At 67.9% G+C, this 21,503-nt stretch carries 19 protein-coding genes and 1 tRNA gene; 2 read left to right on the top strand and 18 right to left on the bottom strand.

The annotated features are described in order from the left end of the window. Nucleotides 1-53: 53 nt before the first annotated feature. The 6 genes from AX708_RS00175 to AX708_RS00150 form a co-directional block, all read right to left on the bottom strand. Nucleotides 54-902 carry a DUF2059 domain-containing protein gene (locus AX708_RS00175; RefSeq protein WP_066527441.1) on the bottom strand — a complete coding sequence of 283 codons (849 nt, stop codon included), beginning with the start codon at nt 900-902 and terminating at the stop codon, nt 54-56. A gap of 68 nt (nt 903-970) precedes the next feature. Further along, complete coding sequence (locus AX708_RS00170) at nt 971-2,629, bottom strand: hypothetical protein (RefSeq protein ID WP_066527444.1); 1,659 nt, start codon at nt 2,627-2,629, stop codon at nt 971-973. 10 nt (nt 2,630-2,639) lie between these two features. Next, nucleotides 2,640-4,343, bottom strand: coding sequence for an Hsp70 family protein (locus tag AX708_RS00165; protein ID WP_066527450.1), 1,704 nt, complete (start codon nt 4,341-4,343; stop codon nt 2,640-2,642). A 60-nt stretch (nt 4,344-4,403) separates the two neighbouring features. Then, nucleotides 4,404-5,819 carry a phosphoglucomutase/phosphomannomutase PgmG gene (gene pgmG / locus AX708_RS00160; RefSeq protein ID WP_066527453.1) on the bottom strand — a complete coding sequence of 472 codons (1,416 nt, stop codon included), beginning with the start codon at nt 5,817-5,819 and terminating at the stop codon, nt 4,404-4,406. Between the two features lie 204 nt (nt 5,820-6,023). Beyond that, the gene (locus AX708_RS00155; protein ID WP_066527455.1) at nt 6,024-6,317 is read right to left on the bottom strand and encodes a J domain-containing protein; all 294 of its coding nucleotides are present in this window, start codon (nt 6,315-6,317) and stop codon (nt 6,024-6,026) included. Then, nucleotides 6,314-7,183 carry a division plane positioning ATPase MipZ gene (locus tag AX708_RS00150; RefSeq protein WP_197425969.1) on the bottom strand — a complete coding sequence of 290 codons (870 nt, stop codon included), beginning with the start codon at nt 7,181-7,183 and terminating at the stop codon, nt 6,314-6,316. Before AX708_RS00150 ends, AX708_RS00155 begins: the two co-directional genes overlap by 4 nt. Before the next feature lie 117 nt (nt 7,184-7,300). Between AX708_RS00150 and panC the strand changes: the two genes are divergently transcribed. Next, entirely contained in the window at nt 7,301-8,158 is an 858-nt protein-coding gene (gene panC, locus AX708_RS00145; protein WP_066527460.1) for a pantoate--beta-alanine ligase, read from the top strand. A 72-nt stretch (nt 8,159-8,230) separates the two neighbouring features. After that, nucleotides 8,231-8,304, top strand: a tRNA-Gly gene (locus tag AX708_RS00140). Nucleotides 8,305-8,312: 8 nt separating this feature from the next. Here the strand turns inward: AX708_RS00140 and AX708_RS00135 are convergent. From AX708_RS00135 to pepN, 12 genes are all read right to left on the bottom strand, one after another. After that, a complete protein-coding gene (locus AX708_RS00135; protein WP_066527462.1) occupies nt 8,313-8,735 on the bottom strand; it encodes a Na+/H+ antiporter subunit G in 423 nt (140 codons plus the stop codon). After that, nucleotides 8,732-9,013 (bottom strand): K+/H+ antiporter subunit F, encoded by a 282-nt coding sequence (locus AX708_RS00130; protein ID WP_197425971.1) that lies wholly within the window; start codon nt 9,011-9,013, stop codon nt 8,732-8,734. The genes AX708_RS00135 and AX708_RS00130 overlap by 4 nt, the downstream gene beginning before the upstream one ends. After that, the gene (locus AX708_RS00125) at nt 9,010-9,498 is read right to left on the bottom strand and encodes a Na+/H+ antiporter subunit E (RefSeq protein WP_066527469.1); all 489 of its coding nucleotides are present in this window, start codon (nt 9,496-9,498) and stop codon (nt 9,010-9,012) included. The genes AX708_RS00130 and AX708_RS00125 overlap by 4 nt, the downstream gene beginning before the upstream one ends. After that, nucleotides 9,495-11,015 (bottom strand): monovalent cation/H+ antiporter subunit D, encoded by a 1,521-nt coding sequence (locus AX708_RS00120; protein ID WP_066527471.1) that lies wholly within the window; start codon nt 11,013-11,015, stop codon nt 9,495-9,497. Before AX708_RS00120 ends, AX708_RS00125 begins: the two co-directional genes overlap by 4 nt. Further along, complete coding sequence (locus tag AX708_RS00115) at nt 11,012-11,404, bottom strand: Na+/H+ antiporter subunit C (RefSeq protein ID WP_066527473.1); 393 nt, start codon at nt 11,402-11,404, stop codon at nt 11,012-11,014. Before AX708_RS00115 ends, AX708_RS00120 begins: the two co-directional genes overlap by 4 nt. Continuing rightward, nucleotides 11,401-14,241 carry a monovalent cation/H+ antiporter subunit A gene (locus tag AX708_RS00110; RefSeq protein ID WP_066527476.1) on the bottom strand — a complete coding sequence of 947 codons (2,841 nt, stop codon included), beginning with the start codon at nt 14,239-14,241 and terminating at the stop codon, nt 11,401-11,403. The genes AX708_RS00115 and AX708_RS00110 overlap by 4 nt, the downstream gene beginning before the upstream one ends. A 120-nt stretch (nt 14,242-14,361) precedes the next feature. Continuing rightward, on the bottom strand, nt 14,362-14,913 hold the full coding sequence (locus AX708_RS00105; protein ID WP_066527478.1) for an adenine phosphoribosyltransferase: 552 nt from the start codon (nt 14,911-14,913) through the stop codon (nt 14,362-14,364). Between the two features lie 93 nt (nt 14,914-15,006). Further along, complete coding sequence (locus AX708_RS00100) at nt 15,007-15,837, bottom strand: cytochrome c1 (protein ID WP_066527480.1); 831 nt, start codon at nt 15,835-15,837, stop codon at nt 15,007-15,009. A gap of 54 nt (nt 15,838-15,891) precedes the next feature. Further along, entirely contained in the window at nt 15,892-17,268 is a 1,377-nt protein-coding gene (locus tag AX708_RS00095) for a cytochrome b/b6 (protein ID WP_066527482.1), read from the bottom strand. 64 nt (nt 17,269-17,332) lie between these two features. After that, on the bottom strand, nt 17,333-17,902 hold the full coding sequence (petA, locus tag AX708_RS00090) for a ubiquinol-cytochrome c reductase iron-sulfur subunit (RefSeq protein WP_066527484.1): 570 nt from the start codon (nt 17,900-17,902) through the stop codon (nt 17,333-17,335). A 229-nt stretch (nt 17,903-18,131) separates the two neighbouring features. Beyond that, nucleotides 18,132-18,884 carry a peptidoglycan editing factor PgeF gene (gene pgeF, locus AX708_RS00085; RefSeq protein WP_156443316.1) on the bottom strand — a complete coding sequence of 251 codons (753 nt, stop codon included), beginning with the start codon at nt 18,882-18,884 and terminating at the stop codon, nt 18,132-18,134. Between the two features lie 2 nt (nt 18,885-18,886). Then, a partial coding sequence (pepN, locus tag AX708_RS00080) for an aminopeptidase N (RefSeq protein ID WP_067489123.1) occupies nt 18,887-21,503 on the bottom strand: 2,617 nt, incomplete at its 5' end.

Raw genomic sequence — 21,503 nt, 5'->3', positions numbered from 1 at the left:
GTCACGCGCCCCATGTGGACGCTGCCCCGCGCCGCCACAAGCCTTGGCCGCGACTAGTCGATCGCGCCTTCGGCTTCGCTGCGGTTCTCGGCCGCCATCTGCTCGATTTCCTTGACGGTATATCCCGTCAGCTTGGCGATTCTGGCCTTCTCGGACGCCGACAGCTCGGCAAAGCTGCGTTTGGGCGGGAGATCGGCGCTGGCTGCGGCCATCTTCTTCTCCATCTCCGCGAAGGCGCCCATGATCTGCGGCATGGCCTCCATCGACGCAGCGACGATGCGCGGATCGCTCGACATGGCGAAGCTCTTGCGCGCATAGGCCGCGCCGCTCTCGGTCTGGAAGAAGGTCTCGATGTCATCGAGCTCCTTTTGCGAGAAGTGGACCGCGTAAAGCTCCGACATGGCCTTGCGCATCGGCGGCTCCATCAGCGTCATCATGTCGCGCATGACGACGGGCATCACCGCCACCTCGCGGGTATGCCTCTCGGCATAGGCGGGGTCGAGCAGGACGGCGATTTCGGCGGCCTGTTCCTCGGTAAGATTGATAACGGCGAGGCTGATGCCGAGGCCCTTCTCGACGACGGGATAGGCGGGTGCATCGGTCGCCGACAGCATCGGGCCGAGCAGCCTGTCGAACATGCCGCCCATCATCTCGCCCAGCGTGCCTTCCGGGATCATGCGGGTGATGATGCGGGTGGCCTGCGGCAGGCGCGCCTGCTGTTCGGGGGTGAGCGGTTCGACCGGGAACATCGCGCCGAGCTGGTCCATCGCCGCCTGCATCGGATCGCCCTCACCCGCAGGCTGCGCGGCGACATCGTCCTGGGCGTTCCGGGCGGCCACAGGCTGGGGCGCGAGAGCCAGCGCGGCGAGGCTGGCGGCGGCGGCGAATGCGGTGCGAATCATCGGCTGGTGTCCCCTCATGGATCGGCAAGGATTGTGCAGCAGCCGCTCCGCCCGCGCCAGACTGCCGCTCACAGCGCGCGCAGCACGTCGGCCGAGACCCGGCCCGGCTCTTCAAGGATCACCTCGGCCAGCGTCAGATCGACGAGGCAGCGCTTGGGGTGATCGGGATCCTTGAGCGCGGCGGTCAACTCGTCGATCCCGAGGCCGCTTTTCTTGATCATCTTCTCGATCGCCCAGCCGGGGATACTGAAACTGCTGGCCCGGTTTGTGGCGCGGTGCGACAGCAACTTGGCCCAGAGCAGCTTCTCGAGAAGTTCCCGCTCCCGGATCGCCTGCGGCTTGTCCAGCACCAGCGGGATAGAGGTGAAATCGCCGGATTGCACGTTCTTGCACTGGGCTGGCGACTTCATCGCGGCCGACAGCCAGATGCGTTTAAGCTCGGCAAGCCTGACCAAGTCGCCGAACTTGGCGATTTCGCTGGCCTGCAATGCCTTGTTCCGGACGAAGGCATTGGCCTCGCCTGACGTGCCCGCGTTCCTGATCGCAAGCGCGAACTGATCTGCGAATACGGGATCGGCTTCGCGCACCTTGGCCATGTCGGTGCCCGCGCCGAACACGTCTTTGACTGAAGCGTCGATCTCGGCCGCGCTGGGGCTGACGACGGCGACCGGCGGCGGCAGGGAGCGATCCGAAGGCGTATCGCTGTCTGTTCCCCCCAGCGCCACCATCGCGCGGATCAGCGCAAAGAACAGGATCACGAACAGCACCGATCCGGCGAGGCCCCGGCCGGCGCCTGAAACGCCCTCCGCACTCCCAGCGCCCGCGCCTTCCCACGAAGCGACGCGCTGGGGATCGAGATAGCTCTCGAGTTCGGGATAGCGCTCGCGGATGCCGAGCAGCAGCTTGTGGATGTCGAGCCGGTTGACCCGCAGCCGGTCCATCATCCCCGCACGGCCCGGGCGCGACAATTCGGTCCAGGCCTTGTTGAGCGGGTGATCGGGCTGCTGCACCTTGTCGTGGAAGCGCATCCCCTTCAACCGCTGGTTGAGGAAGCGCAGCGCGGGGCGCTCCTCGAGACTGCCGGATTCGTCGAGCCAGCGGAATGCCTCGTTGGCAGGTTCCACGAAGGGCGCCGAGCGCGGCCAGGTGCGCGCGAAGAGATCGGCGAGCGCGCCGTCGAGCGCATCGTGTTCCTCTAGGTCCGCTTCCTCGGCGCGGGCGGTCAGCACGCCGAGCGCGGTGAGGCCTATCTCGTACTCCCTGTGGCTGACCGCGGTCTCGCTCGGCTCGCCGCCGGGATAGAGGACCCAGAGCAGCTGTTCCCACGCCTCCTGCGCGCGCTGCTGGGCTTCAGTGAGTTCGGGGGTGAGTTCGGGCGGCACCGTGGGCGCAGGGCGATCGCCGGGGGTGAAGGCGGGGGCGATATCCCAGAAGCCATCCTCGTCCGCATCGTCATCCCAGCTGAGGCCGGCATCATCGCCATCATCGTCGAGCCCGCCGAGACCGTAGAGCTCGCCCTCGTCCTCTTCGGCGCGTAGTTCCGCGCGTTCGCCCTGTTCCGCCAGCCACAAGGCCTGATCGCGCGCGCGGCGCAGGTCGGCGAAACCGGCGATGTCCTCGTCCGGATTGATCGACCGCAGCACATCGGCATAAGCCCTGCGGATCGCGGCCTTGTCGCTGGTCGGGTCGATCCCGAGGCGGCTCCACGGAAAGGACCGGCGGGTCATCTTGCGGCAGTCACAACGGCGATTGCGCGTCGATCTGGTCGAGCAGCTGCGTCAACCCTTCGCGCGCATCGGCAATGATGCGCGGGTCCTGCTTGTCGAGTGCGCCCTGGAAGTCGGTCAGCCCCTGCCCGATCACATCGCGCACCGGACCGGTGAAGCCCTCATAGGCCCGCTCGGCGCGCGCCAGCAGGGCGACGTTCTCGGCCTCGTCGCGCGGGTGGACCTTGAGCTTCTCGAGCCGCTTGCGGCTTTCGGCGATGTCCTTCTTGGAGCGGCGGTCCTCCTCGTCGACGATCACCAGATTGCGGGTCAGCCCCGTCATCGGCACGGCGACATCGACATCGAGCAGACCGCTGGTGTCATAGGTGAAGCGCACTTCCACCCCCACCTCGCCGGCCGGGCGCGGGGGGACGGGGACGGTCAGTTCGCCCAGCTTGACGTTCTTCTTCACGTCGCGCGCTTCGCCCTGATAGATCGCGAAGGTCACCTGCTTCTGGTTGTCGCCGAGCGTCTGGAACCGCTCCATCCGGCTGACCGGCACGGGGGTGTTGCGCTCGATGATCGGCGCGAAGATGTCGTCGTGAAAGCGCCCGTGCGCGTCGCGGGTCGAGGTGCTGACGCCCAAGGTGAAGGGCGCGACATCGGTGATGCGGATTTCCTCGAGCCCGTCCCCGCCCGACAGGAGCCCGGCCTGGATCGCAGCGCCCAGTGCAACCGCGTGATCGGGGTGGACGGTTGAATTGGGAAAGCGCCCGAACATCCGGGTCAGCGCCTTCCTCACCACCGGCATGCGGGTGGCGCCGCCGACAAGCACGATATCCGACAGGCTCTTCACGTCTATATGGCTGTCACGCAGCGCGCGGATGACGGGATCGCGCAGGCGCTTGACGAGGCCTGCGGCGGCCTGCTCGAAGCCCTCGCCGGTGATGCGCGCGGTGAGCGGGGTGTCGTCCGCGACCACGGTGAAATCGGCTTCTTCCGAGGTGGTGAGCGCGCGCCGGGTGCGCTCGGCCGCGAGGCTGAGCAGCGCGCGGCGGCGGTCTGCGGGGATGCGGGCGAGCGCGTCGGCCGGCAGCAGCGGCTCGACCAGCCTGACCATCACCTCGTCGAAATCGTCGCCCCCCAGCCGGTTGTCGCCCGCCGAGGCGCGCACCTCGACGATGCCTTCGAACATCTCGACGATCGAGACGTCAAAGGTGCCCCCGCCTAGGTCGAAGACGAGGAAAGGCTCGCGGTCGCCCTTGTCGGCAAGGCCGAAGGCGAGCGCGGCGGCGGTCGGCTCGTTGATCAGGCGGCGGACGTCGAGCCCCGCGATCTCGCCTGCGCGGCGCGTGGCGCGGCGCTGGCGTTCGTTGAAATAGGCAGGGACAGTGATCACCGCCTCGGTCGGCCGGGTGCCGGTCGCCGCCTCGACATCATCGGCGAGACTGCGCAGCACCATCGCCGAGAGATCCTCCGGCGTCAGCGTCGTTCCTGCGAGCGTCACGGTGGAAGCGGTGCCCATCATCCGCTTGAAACTGGTGACGGTATCGGCCGGGTGGGTCGCCATCCGGTCGAGCGCGGCCTGTCCCACCCAGGTCTCACCGCCCTTGGCCAGGCTGACCGCAGAGGGGGTCAGCTCGCGCCCCAGGGCATTGGGCACAAGCTGCGGCGCACCATCGCGCCACAGCGCGACGGCGCTGTTGGTGGTGCCAAGATCAATCCCCACGAGCATTCCCGCTCTCATAGCGCGAGCGGCGTCGTAGGCAATTGGAATTGCGGGCGGAATGGTGCCTTAGTGCGCCACGCTCTCGCCGCGCTCCAGCCCCGATGCGGCCAGCTGCGCATCGATCTGGGCAAGCAGGCGTTCGAGGCCCGCCTCGCTGTCGCTCTCGGCGCGGGCGACCAGCACGTCCTGCGTGTTCGAGGCGCGCAGCAGCCACCAGCCGTCGGCGGTGTTGACCCGCACGCCGTCAGTGGCGTTGACGCTCTCGACCTCGGGGCCGGGACTGGTGGTCAGCCGTTCGGCGATTTCGGCCATGGCGGCGAACTTGCGGGTCTCGTCGACCTGAAAACGCATTTCCGGGGTGTTGAGCATCGGCGGGATGGCGCCGCGCAGCTCGGTCACCGACTTGCCGAGGCGTGCCGCCGCCGCGAGCAGCCGCACACCCGCGTAGAGCGCGTCGTCGAAGCCATAGTATTCGTCGGCGAAGAACACGTGGCCGCTCATTTCGCCCGCCAGCGGCGCGCCAGTCTCCTTCATTTTGGATTTGATGAGCGAGTGGCCGGTCTTCCACATCAGCGGCTCGCCGCCGAGATTGGCGACATGGTCGAACAGCGCGCGGCTCGCCTTCACATCGGCGATCACCGTCGCGCCGGGGCGGGTTTGCAGCACGTCTTCGGCATAGATCATCAGCAGCTGGTCGCCCCAGATCACGCGGCCCATGCCGTCGATCGCCCCGATCCGGTCGCCATCCCCGTCGAAAGCCACTCCGAAATCGAGGTTCTTCTCGGCGACGAGCGCGCGAAGATCGGTCAGGTTCGCCTCGACAGTCGGATCAGGATGGTGGTTGGGAAAATGTCCGTCAACTTCGGTAAAGAGCAAGTGGTGTTCCCCCGGCAGCCGCGCCGCGAGCGCTTCGAGCGCGGGGCCGGCAGCGCCATTGCCCGCATCCCAGCCGACGCGCAGGGTTTCGAGTTTGGCCGGTTCGATACCGGCGAGGCCTTCGAGCAGGCGCTCGACATACTCGCCAAGGATGTCGCGCGTGGTCACGCTCCCGGTGCCGCTGGCGAACGCCCCGTCTGCTGCCAGTTTCCCGAGCTTCTGGATATCGGCGCCGAAGAACGGGCGCCCCAGAAATACCATCTTGAAGCCATTGTAATTGGGGGGATTGTGGCTGCCAGTTATCTGAATGCCGCCATCCACCTGTTCATCTGAGGCTTCCGCGTAATAGAGCATCGGTGTCGCGCCCATGCCGATGCGCACCACGTCGCACCCGCTCGCGGTCAGCCCTTCGACCAATGCGTGCTCGAGCATCGGCGAGCTGACCCGCCCGTCATAGCCCACCGCCACGGTCTTGCCCCCCGCCTCGCGCAAAAGCGTCCCGAAGGCCCGGCCGATCGCGCGCGCATCATCCGCTCCAAGGGTTTCGCCGATCACCCCGCGGATGTCGTATTCGCGCAAGATAGTGGGGTGGAACTGGTATTGCATGATCGGGACGTCCTCCTGGAGGGTGCTTGGCCTGGGGTGCGCACGCGGGCGGAGCAGGGGCTCACCCCGATGACAAGGGTTTCGCTCCCGTGCCTTGCACAGCGGCTCGCTTGCCCCCGCCTTCGCCGCGGTTTGAACATCGTCACGAAAGCCCTTGCCGCGCGATTGTGTCAATCCCGCGATGCCGTGAACAAGCGGTCTGCGCTACGCGTCGGCGTGGGGATCGGGCAATTCGTCGAGCAGCAGATCGCGCGCCGCATTGGCTTCCTGCATCGCGGCCGTGGTGCCGCCCTTGTCGGGGTGGACAAGGGTGGTGAGACGGCGATGCGCGGCGATGATCTCCTCGCGCCCGGCCCCGGCCTCGACCCCGAGCAGCTTGCGCGCCCGGAACACCGCCTGGCTGCGGGTCGGTGCGGTGCGCAGCAGTTCCCATGGCCACTTGCCGATCGCCCAGCGGCAGAACACGCAGGCGACCGCGATGAACAGCAGATACTTCATGCCAGCTCCAGCGCCCCCTGCTCGCGGGTGAATTCGGGCAGGCGCAGCGCCTTGACCAGCGCGCGCAACTCCTGCCGCGCGACAAGATGGCTGGTGCCAAGCTCGCCGAGGTGCCCCTTGTCGAGCAGCGTCAGGCCCGAGGGGAACAGCTCACGATAGATCACGCGTTCGGACAGGCCCTGCGTCACGCGGAAACCGACGCGCTTCGACATCTCGCCGAGCGCCTTGTGCAGGCGCGCCTGGTTCTTCGCTTCGACATGCCCGGTGCGGTTCCTGACAACCACCCAGTCCATCTCGGGCCGCTGCTGCTCGATCGTCATCCGGCTGCGCTTCATCCGCGCCTCCCAGATCAGCTCGGCGAAGAAGGACAGCTTCTTGACCTTGAAGGTCTCGGCATCGACCTGGCCGATGAGATCGAAATCGACGAAACTGTCGTTCATCGGCGTCACCAGCGTGTCGGCATACTCGACCGCGATGCGGGCATAGGGATCGTCGCGTCCGGGATTGTCGATGACGAGGAAGTCGCAGCTCGCCTCGAGCCGGCGGATCATCCCCAGCAGATCGCCGGTGCCGTTGCCGCGAAAGACCTCGCAGGCCGGGGTCGGCAGGGTCAACCCGCGCTTTTCGAGGGTGCCCAACCGGTTCTCGACATAGCGGTGCATGGTGCGCTGGCGCGGATCGAGATCGATCGATGCGACGCGGGCCCCGAGATAGGACAGCGCCACTGCAACGTGCACCGCCGTCGTCGATTTGCCTGTCCCGCCCTTCTCGTTGGCGAACACGATCCGGTGCGCCTGACCCTTGCGCAGGAGCTGGGTACCGGTTGCTGTGGTTCCGGGAATGTCGGCGCGCGCGGCGGGCGGCATGGCGGGTCTCTCGGTTGCAGTCGGCGAATGCTCGGATCGCCGGTGCGCCCGGCGGCTTGATATGGGACAGGTTGGCCCGCTAGGGCGCGACTTTCATGTATCCTTGGAGGCCTGACGGTGCAAACGGTCAATAGCTTGGGAATGTTGAGAACCGCTTTGGCACAGTTGCGGGTCGGAAATGCGACGATCGCGCTGGTGCCGACGATGGGCGCGCTGCATGAAGGCCACCTCACGCTGGTGCGCCGCGCGCGGGCCGAGGCGGACCATGTGGTCGCCTCGATCTTCGTCAATCCGAAGCAGTTCGGCCCGAACGAGGACCTCGATGCCTACCCGCGCCAGCTCGCCGCCGATGCCGCGATGCTCGAGGCCGAGGGCGTCGCACTGCTGTGGGCGCCGACGGTCGATGCCATGTACCCTGACGGCTTTGCCACCAGCGTGAGTGTCGCCGGGGTAAGCGAGGGCTTGTGCGGCGCGGCACGTCCCGGGCACTTCGACGGCGTGGCGACCGTGGTCTTGAAGCTGTTCAACCAGGTTGCCCCCGACATGGCCTTCTTCGGCGAGAAGGATTTTCAGCAGCTCGCCGTGATCCGGGTGATGGCACGCGATCTCGACCTGACCCGCCCCCACGTGGACGCGATCATCGGCGTGCCCACCGTGCGCGAGGCGGACGGCCTGGCGATGTCGAGCCGCAACCGCTATCTCTCGCCCGAGCAGCGCGCAGCGGCGGCGGCGCTGCCACGCGCGATGCGGGCCGCAGCGGCGGCGATCACGGGCGGGACCGGTGTGACCGAGGCGCTGGGGGCTCTCGAAGCGGAGCTTCTCGCGGCGGGCTTTGCCAGCATCGACTACGCGACTCTGGCCGACGCTGCATCGCTCGCGCCGCTCGAGGCGCTCGGCCCCGCACCCGCCCGCCTGCTGGTGGCCGCGCGGATCGGCGGGACCCGGCTGATCGACAATCTCGCGGTCAGCGGCTGAAACCGCCCGTCAGCCCATCGCCGATATTGACGCGGCCGCGCCATCAATGGCATGGGCGCTGCCTACCCTCGAGCGGGTATAGCTTAGTGGTAAAGCTCCAGCCTTCCAAGCTGGCTATGCGGGTTCGATTCCCGCTACCCGCTCCAGCCCTCCCTCAGTCCCCCGCAAAATCGCCCGGCGTGCCTTCGTGCGGGGCTTCGTGGGTCGCCCAGTCGGTGCGGCCCGGGGGGAGGGGGGGCGCGCCCGCCGGTCCTGCGGGCTCGCTCGGCTCGCCGGTGCGCAGGCGGTGGAGGTGGACCTTGGCGATCATGTTGGCGCTGATCGGCGCGGTGATGAACAGGAACATCGGGATCAGCAGCTCGTGGGTGGTCCACTCCCCCTTGCCCAGCTGGAACCACACCACCGAGGCGACCAGCATCGCCCCCATCCCCAGCGTACTCGCCTTGGTCGGCCCGTGGAGCCGCTCCATCAGCGAGGGCAGGCGCGCCAGCCCCCAGCTGCCGACCAGCGCGAAGCCGCTGCCCAGCACGATCAGCGCGGCGGCGAGCAGCTCGGCCAAAGGCACCGCCCCGCTCATTCGATGATGTCCCCGCGCAGCAGGAACTTGGCGTAGGCGACGGTGCCGACAAAGCCCACCATCGCCAGCAGCAGCGCTGCCTCGAACGCGGTGTCGCTGCCCTCTTCGATCCCGGCGAGCACGACCAGTCCGATCACGTTGATCACCATGGTGTCGAGCGCGAGCATGCGGTCGGCGACTCCCGGACCGCGGACCAACCGCCACAGGTTCAGCGCCAGCGCCACTCCCAGCGCCGCGAAGCCGAAGGCGAGCGCCCCCTCGAGCAACCCTGCCATCATGGGAAGATCTCCTTGAGCCGCGTCTCGTAACGCATCTTGACCTTGGCGATCTCGGCAGCCGGATCGGGGGCGTGGAGCGCGTGGACGAGGAGGAACCTGCCGCAGGCGGACACGTCCGCCGAGACCGTGCCGGGCGTCAGGCTGATCGTGCCCGCGAAGACGGTAATCGCCTCGGGGGTGGCAAGTTCGAGCGGGATCGTCAGCCACGCCGGGCGCAGGTCGCAGGTGCGCCGGAACAGGATGATCGCGGCGACCTGGAAATTGGCGACCACGATGTCCCACAGCACCAGCGCTGCATAGCCAAGCGCGGGCAAAAACCGCACCCGCGGCCGACCGGGCCACCACGGGGCGGTGAAAATCGGCACCAGCACCCCGACGACAAGCGCGAGGAACAGCGTGCCGAAGGTGAGGTCATTGACCATCACCATCCACATCGTGACCAGCAGGGCGGTGAGGCCCGGATGCGGGAGCAGGCGGCGGATCATCGCGCGCGCTCCGCCAGCACTGCCGCGGCACTCAGGTCGGGCGCAAGCACCTGCGCGGCGGCAGCCTCGGCATAGGCACTCGCCCAGCCAGCGCCGATCGCCAGCGCGGCCAAGGCGGCGAGCGCCAGCGCGGGCGCGACGAGATCGAGACGGGTCTCGGGGGCAGGCACAGTCTCGCAGCCTTCGGCGGTCTTCCAGAACAACGCGCTGCCGGTGCGCGCAAAGCCGATCACGCCGATGAAGGTGGTGCCGAGGATGACGCTCCAGGCCCAGCCCCAGTTCGGCAGCGCCGCCACCGATTGCAGGATCAGCAGCTTGCCGATGAAGCCCGAGAGCGGCGGGAGGCCGGTCGCAGCGATGGCGGCCACCATGAACAAGAGCGCCGCGCCCCCGCGCCCCGCGAAGGCAGGGCCGGGGCTCGCGGCATCACCGAAACTCCCGCGCCGCCGGGCGACCACATCGGCCACAAGGAACAGCGCCGCGGTGGTGAAGGTGGAATGGGGCAGGTAGTAGAGCGCGGCGCCAAGGCTCGCCGCGCTCCACCCGGCGACCGCAATCAGCAAGGTGCCGGTCGATCCGATCACGGCATAGGCGGCCTGCTCGGAGAGGCTGCGCGCGGTGAAGACCCCGGCAAAGCCGACACAGGCACTCACCAGCGCGGCAGGGAGAAGCCACGGCGCGGGCACCCACTCCGCCGCCCCCGCACCCTCGCCGAACACCTGCGGCACCACCCGGATCAGCGAATAGACCCCGACCTTGGTCAGGATCGCGAACAGCGCCGCCACCGCCGGGGTTGCGGCGGCGTAGGTGCGGGGCAGCCAGAGGTGGAGCGGCACGATCGCCGCTTTCAACGCAAAGACGCTCGCCAGCAGCAGGCCCGCGATCCGCAGCAGGCCCTGATCCTCGGGTGCGACCGCGCGCACGCGCAGGCCCATGTCCGCCATGTTGAGCGTGCCCGTGAGCGCATAGAGCATCCCCAGCGCGATCAGGAACAGCGCCGAGCCGACGAGGTTCACCACCACATATTGCACCCCCGCCTTCAGCCGCGCGGGGCCCTGCCCGTGGAGCATCAGCCCGTAGGAGGCGATCAGCAGCACCTCGAAGAACACGAAGAGGTTGAACAGGTCGCCGGTCAGGAAGGCGCCATTCAAACCCATCAGCTGGAACTGGAACAGCGGGTGGAAATGCCAGCCCTTGCGATCCGCGCGGGTCACCACCGCATGCAGCAGCGCGATCGGCGCGAGGGTCGCGGTCAGCACCAGCATCAGCGCGGCGAGCCGGTCGGCCACCAGGACGATCCCGAAAGGCGCGGGCCAATCGCCGAGCGCGTAGACGAGGATCGCCCCGTCGCTCGCATGCACCATCAGGAGCAGCGCCGTAGCGAACTGGGCGAGGCAGGCGGCAAAGCCGATGCTGACTGCCAGCGCCCGGCGGCGGCGCATCACCAGCAGCGCGACAGGCGCGGCAAGCGCGGGGATCGCGACCGGCAGGATCGGCAGATGATCGGCGAGGGTCACGGCTGCGCGCCCTCCCCATCCGCGAGAGCGTCCGCCAATCCGTCCTGAGCATCGCACGGCACCCGGTCGCCATCGACATGGTCGCTGCCGGTCTCGAGGAAGCTGCGCAAGCTCAGGATCACGACGAAGGCGGTCATGCCGAAGGTGATGACGATGGCGGTCAGCACCAACGCCTGCGGGATCGGGTCGGTGTAGTCGGCCACGGCCTTGTCCCAGATCGGCGGGCGGCCTTGCACAAGCCGTCCGGAAGCGAACAGGAACAGGTTGACCGCGTAGGAGATCAGCGTCAGGCCGAGCACCACCTGAAAGGTGCGCGCGCGCAGAGCGAGGTAGATGCCGCCCGCAACCAGCACGCCGATCGCCGTGGCGACGAGGAATTCGTAGCTCATGCGTGATCCTCCCCGGCAGCGCGGGCGGCGGCTTGTGCGATGTGGCTCAGCTCCTGCAGGGCCAGCATCACCGCGCCGAGCACGGTCAGGAACACACCGGTGTCGAACAGCATCGCGCTGGCGAGCTCGAACTTGCCGATCAGCGGCAGGCTGAAATAATCGAACCAGCTGGTGAGGAAGGGCGCGCCCAGCACCATCGCGCCGAGTCCGGTCGCCATCGCGGTGAGCACGCCCCAGCCGATCAGCTGGTGCTCGCCGAAGGGCTTCCTCGCATCCGACCAGTCGAAGCCGGCGGCGAGATACTGGACGAGGAAGGCGATGGCCACCACCAGCGCGGCAATGAACCCGCCGCCCGGCTGGTTGTGGCCGCGCAGGAAGAGGTATATCCCCGCCGCCAGCGTCAGCGGCAGGATGATCCGGCTCGCGGCGACCAGCATCATCGGGTGGCGCTCGGGCGAATGCGACATGTCCGCGCGCCACGCCCGCAGGCGCGCACCCGCCGCGCCGCGCTTGGCGGTGTCGAGCAGCGCGAAGATGCCGAGCCCGGCAATGCCCAGCACGATGATCTCTCCCAGGGTATCGTAAGCGCGGAAATCGACGAGGATGACGTTCACGACATTGGTCCCCCCGCCCCCCGATTTGGCATTGGCGAGGTGATAGGCGGCGATGCTCGGCCCGGGATCGCGGGTCAGCATCGCCCAGGCAATCGCGCCCACCAGCGCGCCGCCCGTGACGGCGATGGCGGCATCGCGGGTCTTGCGGGGAAGCGAAGAGAGCGTGGGCGGGCGCTTGGGCAGCAGGTTGAGCGCGAGCAGCATCAGCAGCACCGTCACCGCTTCGACCGAAATCTGAGTCAGCGCCAGATCAGGCGCGGAGAGCACGGCGAAGGCGAGGCAGACGACCAGGCCGATGACGCTGACATGGAACAGGGATCGCAGGCGGTGGTGCGATCCCAGCGCCACCGCCAACGTGGCCGCGATCAGCAGCGCCCAGGCGGCGATGGCGGGGAAGCTTGCGGGCAGGCCCGGACGCGCGCCGGTCAGCGCGCCGCCGCCGCTCAGCGCGCCCTCGATCACCAGCATGATCGTCACGGCAAAGCTCGCCAGCAGCATGCGCTGGAGCGAGGGTGTGTGGACGGCGACCATGGCCTTGCGGGTCCAGCGGTCGGCGAAGGCAAGCGTGGTTTCGAACATGCGCTTGGCATCGGGCAGCGCGGCGCGCTCCCACAGCGCGAGGAGGCCCGCGTGCCGCCACAGCAGCACCGCCCCGCCCGCCACCGCGGCGATGCTGAGGATCAGCGCAAGGTTGACCCCGTGCCACAGGCCCAGCTCCACTTGCGGAGGCGCGCTGCCGGTGACCGCGCCGGTGACCGCGCCGGTGACCGCGCTCACCAGCGGCGCGGCGAGCAGCATCGGCGCAAGGCCGAGCAGCACCGCGACGACGGTCAGCAGCGCCGGGGCGCCCCACATCGCGGGCGAGGGATCATGCGCGCAGGCGAAGGGCTCTGCCTCGCGCGGCTTTCCGGCGAAGAGGTGGATGGCAAAGCGCAGCGAATAGGCGACCGAGAAGGTGGCACCGACCGTCGCCAGCAGCGGCAGCAGCCATGCGATGCCGAACAGCGCCAGCTTGGGGGTCTGGTAGAGCATCGCTTCCTTGGAGATGAACCCACCGAGCGGCGGCAGGCCGGCCATCGATGCCGCTGCCAGCGTGGCGACCAGCGCGGTGACCGGCATCGCCTTGGCAAGCCCGCCCAGGCGGCGGATGTCGCGCGTGCCGGTTTCGTGCTCGACGATGCCTGCGCTCATGAACAGCGCGGCCTTGAAGGCGGCGTGGTTGAGGATGTGGAGTACCGCTGCCAGCGCCGCAGCCTCGAGGCTGAAGCCCAGCAGCATCACCAGCATCCCCAATTGCGAGATGGTCGAATAGGCAAGGATGCTCTTCAGATCGTGCCGGAACAGCGCCACAGTGGCACCGAGGATCATTGTCACGAGGCCGACCGTGGTGACGGTGACGGTGTAAAGTTCGGTCCCCGCCAGCACCGGCCACAGCCGCGCCAGAAGAAACACGCCCGCCTTCACCATCGTCGCCGAGTGGAGATAGGCGCTCACCGGCGTCGGCGCGGCCATCGCGTGGGGGAGCCAGAAGTGGAACGGGAACTGCGCCGACTTGGTGAAGCAGCCGATTAGGATCAGCACCAACATCAGCGGATAAAGCGGCGCAGCGCGCACCATGTCGCCGCGCGCGAGGATCGTGGCGAGGTCGAAGCTTCCCGCGATCAGCCCGAGCAGCAGCATCCCCCCGATCAGCGCAAGGCCCCCGCCCCCCGTCACCGCCAGCGCCATGCGCGCGCCCTGCCGCGCTTCCGCCTTGTGCTGCCAGAAGCCGATCAGCAGGAAGGAGGCGAGGCTCGTCAGCTCCCAGAATACCAGCAGCAGCAGGACATTGCCCGCGATCACGATCCCCAGCATCGCGCCCTGGAACAGCATCAGGCTGGCAAAGAACCGCCCCGTGTCCTCGCCCGCGTAGAGGTAGCTGTGAGCGAAGATCACCACGAGGAGGCCGATGCCGAGGATCAAGAGGCCGAACATCCAGCCCAGCGGATCGACCATCAGCGTCAGATCGAGACTCAGCGCGGGTACCCACTCCCAGCGCGCGAAAGGCGGCTCGCCACGCAGCGCGGGTGCGGCAAGGCTCGCCAGCAGCGCAAGACCGCCCGCGCTCGCACCCCCCGCAATCCCCGAATGCACCAATCGCGGCGCGCCGTGCAGCGTCGCGATGGCGAGCGCCGCAAGGAAGGGAAGCAGGGCCAGCGTCAGAAGCGTCATGGCGATAGCCATCGGCGGCGTCTCGGGTCCTTCGGGTCACGGGCGCGCGAACGCAGCGCCTGCCCTCCGGCTTAGCCGAGGGGTCCTTGACAACACAACCAAAACCGGACCCCTGCCGTCCGGCGGGAGGGGTCAGTCGCCCTCGAACTCCATCAGCGCGGAGACGGTTATGCCCGCCTGCCGCAGCCGCTCGGCCCCGCCGAGGTCGGGCAGGTCGATCACGAACAGCGCGTGGCGCACCACCGCGCCCGCCATGCGCAGCAGCTCGGCCGAAGCGAGCGCGGTGCCGCCGGTGGCGATGAGGTCGTCGACAATCACGACTTCCTGACCGGGTTCGATCGCCCCCGGGTCCATCTCGAGCCGGTCGGTGCCGTATTCGAGCGCGTAGTCGATGCCGATGGTGTCGATCGGGAGCTTGCCGGGCTTCCTCACCGGCACGAAGCCGACACCGAGCTGCACCGCGACCGCCGCGCCGAAGATGAAGCCGCGCGCTTCCATCCCGGCGATCTTGTGCGCGCCTGCCGCACCGGCCGCCGCCGCGAGGTGGTGGACGCTCGCGGCCATGCCCTGATGGTGGCCGATCAGCGTGGTGATGTCGCGGAACTGGATGCCCGGATGCGGGAAGTCCGGCACGGTGCGCACGAGCGCCTTGAGCTCTTGCGGCGAGAGATGCGGTGCAGTCATGTCGGCTTGGCCCCTTTCGCCTCCCTCAAAGCAGAGCGCCCCGCCATCCGCAAGGGATGACGGGGCGCTGCCTAACGTATCTTCGGCCGAGGCTTACTTCTTCTTCGGCTTTAGGCCGGCCCAGATCTGCTTGTAGCTGAGGAAGGCCAGCATGGTCGCGAACAGCAGGAAGCCGACCACGAACCAGCCGGTCTGGCGCCGCTCGATGAGCTTGGGCTCGGCGGTCCAGGTCAGGAAGGCCGCAACGTCCTTGGCCATGTCCTTGGTGGTGTTGGGCGATCCGTCGGCGTAGGTCACCTGACCGTCGCTGAGCGGCGCGGGCATGGCAATGTTCACGTTGGGGAAGTGCTTGTTGAAGTAGAGACCGTCGGGCACCTCGAAGCCGACCTTGGCGGCCTTCGCCGGATCGGGCTCACCATAGCCGAGCATCAGGTCGTAGACGTAGTTCGACCCGTCGTGACGCGCCTTGGTGATCAGCGAAAGATCGGGCGGCACGCCCTGACCGGCATAATAGACCGGCGGGAAGTAATCGGTCGGCTTGCCCGGCGCCTCGGCCATTTCGCCGGTCGTCGGATCCTTGAACGGGATCGTCCAGCTCGCCGCTTCAGCCTGCACTTCGGCTTCGGTGTAGCCGAGCTGCTGCAGGTCACGGAAGGCGACGAACTTGAGGCTGTGGCACGACTTGCAGACTTCCTTGTAGACCTGATAGCCGCGCTGCAGCTGGGCCATGTCCCACTTGCCGAACGGACCGTCGAAGGCGAAGCCGCCCTCGGGGCCGTGGCCGTGCTCGTAGAACGCGGCCGAGGGCTGCTGTTCGGGCGCCGGGTCGAAGGCGTAGGAATAGGCACCGGGCAGCAGCGACCACAGCAGCAGCACCGCGGTGATGGCGAGGCCTGCGATGATGCCTCCGAGACGAATAGTCATGTCCGAACTCTTTCTTGTTGTCGGTTCAGATTGCGTGGGAGCTGGCCCGGCCGATCACTCGGCCGGTTGCAGGGAGCCGTCGGTGGCGGTGCCGGGCAGGCCCTCGACAACGCTTTCAGGATCGATCGTGCCGCCGCCCGAAGTGCTGCCGGGCTTGGTCCCGCCGAGCACCGCTTCGGTGATCGAGAAGGGCAGCGGCTTGGGCACTTCGATCTGGCTGATGATCGGCAGGATCACCAGGAAGTGCAGGAAGTAATATGCCGTCGCGATCTGGCTGATCAGCACATAGGGCTGCTCAGCCGGGGCACCGCCGCAGTAGAACAGCACCGCCATCGCCGGGATCAGGCCGAACCAGAAGAACTTGCGGAACAGCGGGCGATAGTGGCCCGAACGCACCGGGCTCTTGTCGAGCCAGGGCAGGACGAACCACAGCAGGATCGAGCCGAACATCGCGATCACGCCCAGGAGCTTCGCCTGCACCAGCACGATGCCAGTGAAGGGGATGGTGAGATCGCCGGTAAAGGCGCGCAGGATCGCGTAGAACGGCCAGAAATACCATTCGGGCACGATGTGCGCCGGGGTCGAGAGCGGGTTGGCTTCGATGTAGTTGTCCGGGTGACCGAGCGCGTTGGGCAGGAAGAACACCATGGTGGTGAACAGGATCAGCGCCACGCCGAGGCCGAAGCCGTCCTTGGCGGTGTAGTAGGGGTGGAACGGCACGGTGTCCGATTCCTGCTTCACTTCGACACCGGTCGGGTTCGACGAGCCGGGGATGTGCAGCGCCCAGATGTGCAGGATCACGACGCCCGCGATCACGAAGGGCAGCAGGAAGTGCAGCGAGAAGAAGCGGTTCAGTGCGGCGTTATCCGGCGCATAGCCGCCGAGGATCCAGACCTGGATGGGCTCGCCGACCAGCGGGATCGCGCCGAATAGGCCGGTGATCACCTGCGCGCCCCAGAAGCTCATCTGGCCCCACGGCAGCACGTAGCCCATGAAGGCGGTCGCCATCATCAGCAGGAAGATCACCACGCCCAGCAGCCAGATCATCTCGCGCGGGGCCTTGTAGGAGGAATAGAAGAACCCGCGGAAGATGTGCAGGTAGATCACGATGAAGAAGAAGCTCGCCCCGTTGGCGTGGGCGTAGCGCAGCATCCAGCCGTAGTTCACGTCGCGCATGATGTGCTCGACCGTGGCGAAGGCGACGAGGCCGTTGGCCGCGTAGTGCATCGCGAGGACCACGCCGGTGACGATCTGGACCACCAGGAAGAAGCCGGCGAGCACGCCGAAATTCCACATGTAGTTGAGGTTGCGCGGCACCGGATATCCGGCCCCGACCGCGTTGTAGACGAGCCGCGGCAGCGGCAGCTTCTCGTCAATCCACTTGGTGAAGGCGGACTGCGGTTCGTATTGCTTGGCCCAGGCGAAACTCATGGCGTTCTCTCGGCTTGATCGATGAAAGAGATGGCGGTTGTCTTATGCGGTCAGATACGCAGGCTCAGCCGACGCGGATGACGGTGTCTGAAGTGAACGTGTACTCGGGCACCATCAGGTTCTTCGGCGCCGGGCCCTTCCGGATGCGCGCGGCGGTATCGTAGTGCGAACCGTGGCAAGGGCAGAAATAGCCGCCGAAATCGCCGCGGCTCTCGCCCTCGGCCGCGCCCAGCGGCACGCAGCCCAGGTGGGTGCAGACGCCCATGGTGACGAGGAGGTCGGGGTGACCTTCCTTGGTGCGCTCGGCCAGGGTCTGCGGATCGCGCAGGGATCCCACGTCGACCTTGTTCGCTTCCTCGATTTCCGCAGCGGTCAGGCGGCGGACGAACAGCGGCTGCTTGCGGAACACCGCCTTGATCGCCTGACCTTCGGCGATCGCGCTGACATCGACGTCGGTGGTGCTGGCGGCGAGCACGTCCTGCGAGGGCGCCATCTGGCTGACCAGCGGGATCAGGATGTTGGCCCCGCCCACGCCCGCGGTGCCGAGCGCGGCGATGTGGATCCAGTCGCGGCGGCGAACGCCTTCGTCGGTTGCGGCAGAAACTTCAGTGGTAGCGGCCGTGTCAGTAGCCATTTCGTCTTACCCTGCTCGTTTTGCCGCGCCGGAATGAGCCTGCGCGGCGTGGTGTTGCATTGCGGGGCGCGAAGGCCCCTGAGCCGATCCGTCGATTGGTCCCTGCTTCAGCACCGAATGCCGCTTGTGGCGGACCCTGCCTGAAACTCGGGCGGGGCAATTAACGGCAATCCGGCGAGATTCCAACCGTGTTTTAGTCAAGCCGCGTTCGCTGCCATGCAAGGCCGGTTCAGGGCAGCGCGATCATGCTGATCTGCCGACCATAATTGGCCTCGCCCGCTTGCGTGGAGCGTCTGTGCGAATGGTAACGCGCGACGTGTGAGAATGTATCCCGCCCAATATCCGCAATTTTCCCGATCTGCGCGTCGGCAAGCCGCGCCGTAATGAATCCGGGCAGGTCAAAGCGCCAGCGCGCCGCACCCTCGCGCTCGGGGGCGGGCGCGAAGAATCGCTCGGTATCGGCGGGGAAGCGCTCACGGAAGGGCGCATCGACCTCGTAGCTCGCCTGCGCGATGGTCGGCCCGAGCACGGCGGCGATGTTGGCGCGGGTGGCCCCGAGAGCCTCCATCGCGGCAATGGTGTTTTCGAGCACGCCCTCCACCGCCCCGCGCCAGCCCGCATGGGCAGCGCCGATCACGCCCGCACGCAGGTCGGCGAAGAGGATCGGGCCGCAGTCGGCGGTGACGATGCCGAGCACGATGCCGGGCGTCGCCGTGACCACCGCATCGGCGACCGGACGGCCCTCCGCGCTATCGTCCCAGCCTGCCGTCACCGTCACGACATCGGGCGAATGCACCTGATGCGGCGCGGCGAGGATGCCGCCGGGTCGGATCGCCTCGGCCGCCGCCTGCCTCAGCATCCGCACCGCCTCGCCCTCCCCCGGCCCGCCGAAGCCGAACTGGTGCGCGCCCCCCGCGCTGCCGAAGAAGCCGTGCGGCACGCCTTCGAGGAGCGCGTGGCGCTCGATCTGGAAGTCCGCCACGCTCAGCCCTCCAGCGAGCGGCTGACCTGCTCGAAGGTGTCGCGCGAGAGGTTACCCGCGGCCAGAATCCGCTCGAGCTCGGCCTTCATCAGCGCCGCCCGCCCCGGCTCGATCCGCCGCCAGCGCCCGAGCGAGGGGACGAAGCGCGCCGCGGTCTGCGGGTTGATCGGATCGAGCGCGAGGATAACGTCGGCAACCATCCGGTAGCCCTCGCCTTCGGCCTTGTGGAAGCCCTTGGGATTGCCCGCAAAGGCCATGTGCAGCGAACGCACGCGATTGGGGTTCCTGAGGGTGAAGTCGGGATGTTCGGCAAGCTGGCGGACATGCGCGATCACATCGGGGTGGAGCGACAAGGCCTGAAGCGTGAACCACTTGTCGATCACCAGCGCATTGTCCCTGTAGCGCTCGTAGAACGCCGCAAGCTTCTCCGCGCGCGCCGGGGTGTCGAGCCCGCACAGCACCATCAGCGCGCCCTGCCGGTCGGTCATGTTGTCGGCGGCGTCGAACTGCGCGGCGGCAAGCTCGGCCGCCTTCGCGGGGTCGGCGGCGGCGATGAGGCCCAAGGCAATGGTCTTGACCTTGCGCGCCCCGCGCCCCGCCGGATCGTCGAGCGCGACGCCCGAGGCCCGTGCATGAAGCGCCTGCAACTCGCCCGCCAGCGCGGTGCCAATCGCGGCCTTGAGCCCCTCGCGCGCGGCATGAATCGCACCCGGATCGGCCTTGCGCTCGCCGGTCGCCATCGCCTCGAACAGGTAGGTTTCCGAGGGGAGCACCAGCAATTCGCCGCGCATCGCGTCCTCGAGCGCGTTGTCGGCGAGGCTCGAGCGGAAGGCGCCGATGATCGCCGCCTCGCCCGCGGCCTGCTCGTCCGCCGAGAGCGCGCCGCTGGCGGCAGCGACGAGATGCCCGACGGCGAGCTCCTGCAAGGCCTCGCTGCGGGCGAAGGGATCGTCGTCATGTGCGGCGAGGAATACGAGGTCCTCGCGGGCCAGATCGCGTTCGATCACAACCGGGGCGGTAAAGCCGCGGTTTATCGAGACCACCGGATCGGGGCCGGCGAGCGGCAGGTCGAAGGTCTGCTCCTCGCCTTCCAGCACCACCAGCTGCTCGGCCCCCAGCGCGCCGGAGCGCGCGTGGACCGCGACCCGAAGCGGGATCGGCATGGGCAGCTTGTCGGGCTGGCCGGGGGTGGCGGGGACGGTCTGCCTGAGGGTGAGCTTGAGGGTGTCGCCCTCGACCACCTGCGACACCGCGACGCGCGGCGTGCCCGCCTGCGAATACCAGCGGCGGAAGCTGCCGAGGTCGATCCCCGCCCCGTCCTCGATCGCCTTGACGAAATCCTCGCAGGTCGCCGCCTCCCCGTCGTGGCGGTCGAAATAGAGGTCGCACCCGGCGCGGAACCGCGCCTCGCCCACCATCGAGCGCATCATGCGGATGACTTCCGCGCCCTTGTTGTAGACGGTGGCGGTGTAGAAGTTGCTGATCTCGCGGTAGGAATCCGGGCGGATCGGGTGGGCGAGCGGCCCCGCGTCCTCTGGGAACTGGGCGGCTCGCAGGATGCGCACATCCTCTATCCGCTTGACCGCTTGCCCACGCATGTCCTGCGAGAACAGCTGGTCGCGCAGCACGGTGAAGCCCTCCTTGAGCGAGAGCTGGAACCAGTCGCGGCAGGTCACGCGGTTGCCCGACCAGTTGTGGAAATATTCGTGCGCGATCACCCCCTCGACCGCGTCGAAATCGGCATCGGTCGCGGTGTCGGGGTCGGCCAGCACGTATTTCGTGTTGAAGACGTTGAGCCCCTTGTTCTCCATCGCCCCCATGTTGAAGTCGCTGACGGCAACGATGTTGTAGAGATCGAGGTCATATTCGCGGCCGAACACGTCCTCGTCCCACTTCATCGAGCGGTGCAGGCTTTCGAGCGCATGGTCGGTGCGTTCGAGGTCTTCCCTGCGCACCCAGACGTTGCACTCGACCTGGCGGCCCGAGCGGGTGGTGAAGGGCTTGGAGTTCGCCACCAGGTTGCCCGCGACCAGCGCGAAGAGGTAGGAGGGCTTTGGCCAGGGATCGTGCCACTCGGCCCAGTGGGTGCCATCGGCGTTCTCGCCTGCGGCCACGCGGTTGCCGTTGCACAGCAGGATCGGGAAGGCGGCCTTGTCCCCCTCCATCCTGACGGCATAGGTCGAGAGCACATCGGGCCGGTCGGGGAAGAAGGTGATGCGGCGGAAGCCTTCCGATTCGCACTGGGTGCAGAGCATGCCCGTAGAGGCGTAGAGGCCCATCAGCTGGGTGTTGGCGCTGGGGTCGATCTGGGTGACGACCTCGACCGTGTGTTTGCCGCCCTGCAAGGTGACGATCAGGTCGGGCCCGTCCATTCGCCACTCGGCGGGCGCGCCGTCCACGGTGACGCTCTCGGGCGTAAGGCTGTCGCCGTTGAGGCGCAGCTCGGGCGATGCGTCGGCGGCGGGATTGCGCTCGACCGTCAGGGTCGCTGTCACGCGGGTCGCTTCGAGTCCCAGCCGGAAATCGAGCTGCGTCGCCGGCACCAGCCATGCGAAGGGCCGGTAATCCTCCCGCCGGATCACAGGGGGCTCGTGCGGGGTGGGGGCGCCGTCGGCGAGC

Source organism: Erythrobacter sp. CCH5-A1, assembly GCF_001557115.1.
In the GTDB taxonomy this organism is placed as follows: domain Bacteria; phylum Pseudomonadota; class Alphaproteobacteria; order Sphingomonadales; family Sphingomonadaceae; genus Erythrobacter.
The sequence above is the reverse complement of the archived record's forward strand: the minus strand, read 5'-3'. Positions and strand labels throughout refer to the sequence as shown.

Excerpts from the sequence above, each read along its gene's own strand:
- pgmG (WP_066527453.1), bottom strand. The coding sequence starts at position 5,819 with ATGCAATACCAGTTCCACCCCACTATCTTGCGCGAATACGACATCCGC.
- AX708_RS00150 (WP_197425969.1), bottom strand. The coding sequence starts at position 7,183 with ATGCCGCCCGCCGCGCGCGCCGACATTCCCGGAACCACAGCAACCGGT.
- AX708_RS00105 (WP_066527478.1), bottom strand. The coding sequence starts at position 14,913 with ATGACTGCACCGCATCTCTCGCCGCAAGAGCTCAAGGCGCTCGTGCGC.
- AX708_RS00130 (WP_197425971.1), bottom strand. The coding sequence starts at position 9,013 with ATGATGGCAGGGTTGCTCGAGGGGGCGCTCGCCTTCGGCTTCGCGGCG.
- AX708_RS00095 (WP_066527482.1), bottom strand. The coding sequence starts at position 17,268 with ATGAGTTTCGCCTGGGCCAAGCAATACGAACCGCAGTCCGCCTTCACC.
- AX708_RS00155 (WP_066527455.1), bottom strand. The coding sequence starts at position 6,317 with ATGAAGTATCTGCTGTTCATCGCGGTCGCCTGCGTGTTCTGCCGCTGG.
- AX708_RS00100 (WP_066527480.1), bottom strand. The coding sequence starts at position 15,837 with ATGACTATTCGTCTCGGAGGCATCATCGCAGGCCTCGCCATCACCGCG.
- petA (WP_066527484.1), bottom strand. The coding sequence starts at position 17,902 with ATGGCTACTGACACGGCCGCTACCACTGAAGTTTCTGCCGCAACCGAC.
- AX708_RS00170 (WP_066527444.1), bottom strand. The coding sequence starts at position 2,629 with ATGACCCGCCGGTCCTTTCCGTGGAGCCGCCTCGGGATCGACCCGACC.
- AX708_RS00175 (WP_066527441.1), bottom strand. The coding sequence starts at position 902 with ATGATTCGCACCGCATTCGCCGCCGCCGCCAGCCTCGCCGCGCTGGCT.
- AX708_RS00165 (WP_066527450.1), bottom strand. The coding sequence starts at position 4,343 with ATGCTCGTGGGGATTGATCTTGGCACCACCAACAGCGCCGTCGCGCTG.
- AX708_RS00115 (WP_066527473.1), bottom strand. The coding sequence starts at position 11,404 with ATGAGCTACGAATTCCTCGTCGCCACGGCGATCGGCGTGCTGGTTGCG.
- AX708_RS00110 (WP_066527476.1), bottom strand. The coding sequence starts at position 14,241 with ATGGCTATCGCCATGACGCTTCTGACGCTGGCCCTGCTTCCCTTCCTT.
- AX708_RS00125 (WP_066527469.1), bottom strand. The coding sequence starts at position 9,498 with ATGATCCGCCGCCTGCTCCCGCATCCGGGCCTCACCGCCCTGCTGGTC.
- AX708_RS00135 (WP_066527462.1), bottom strand. The coding sequence starts at position 8,735 with ATGAGCGGGGCGGTGCCTTTGGCCGAGCTGCTCGCCGCCGCGCTGATC.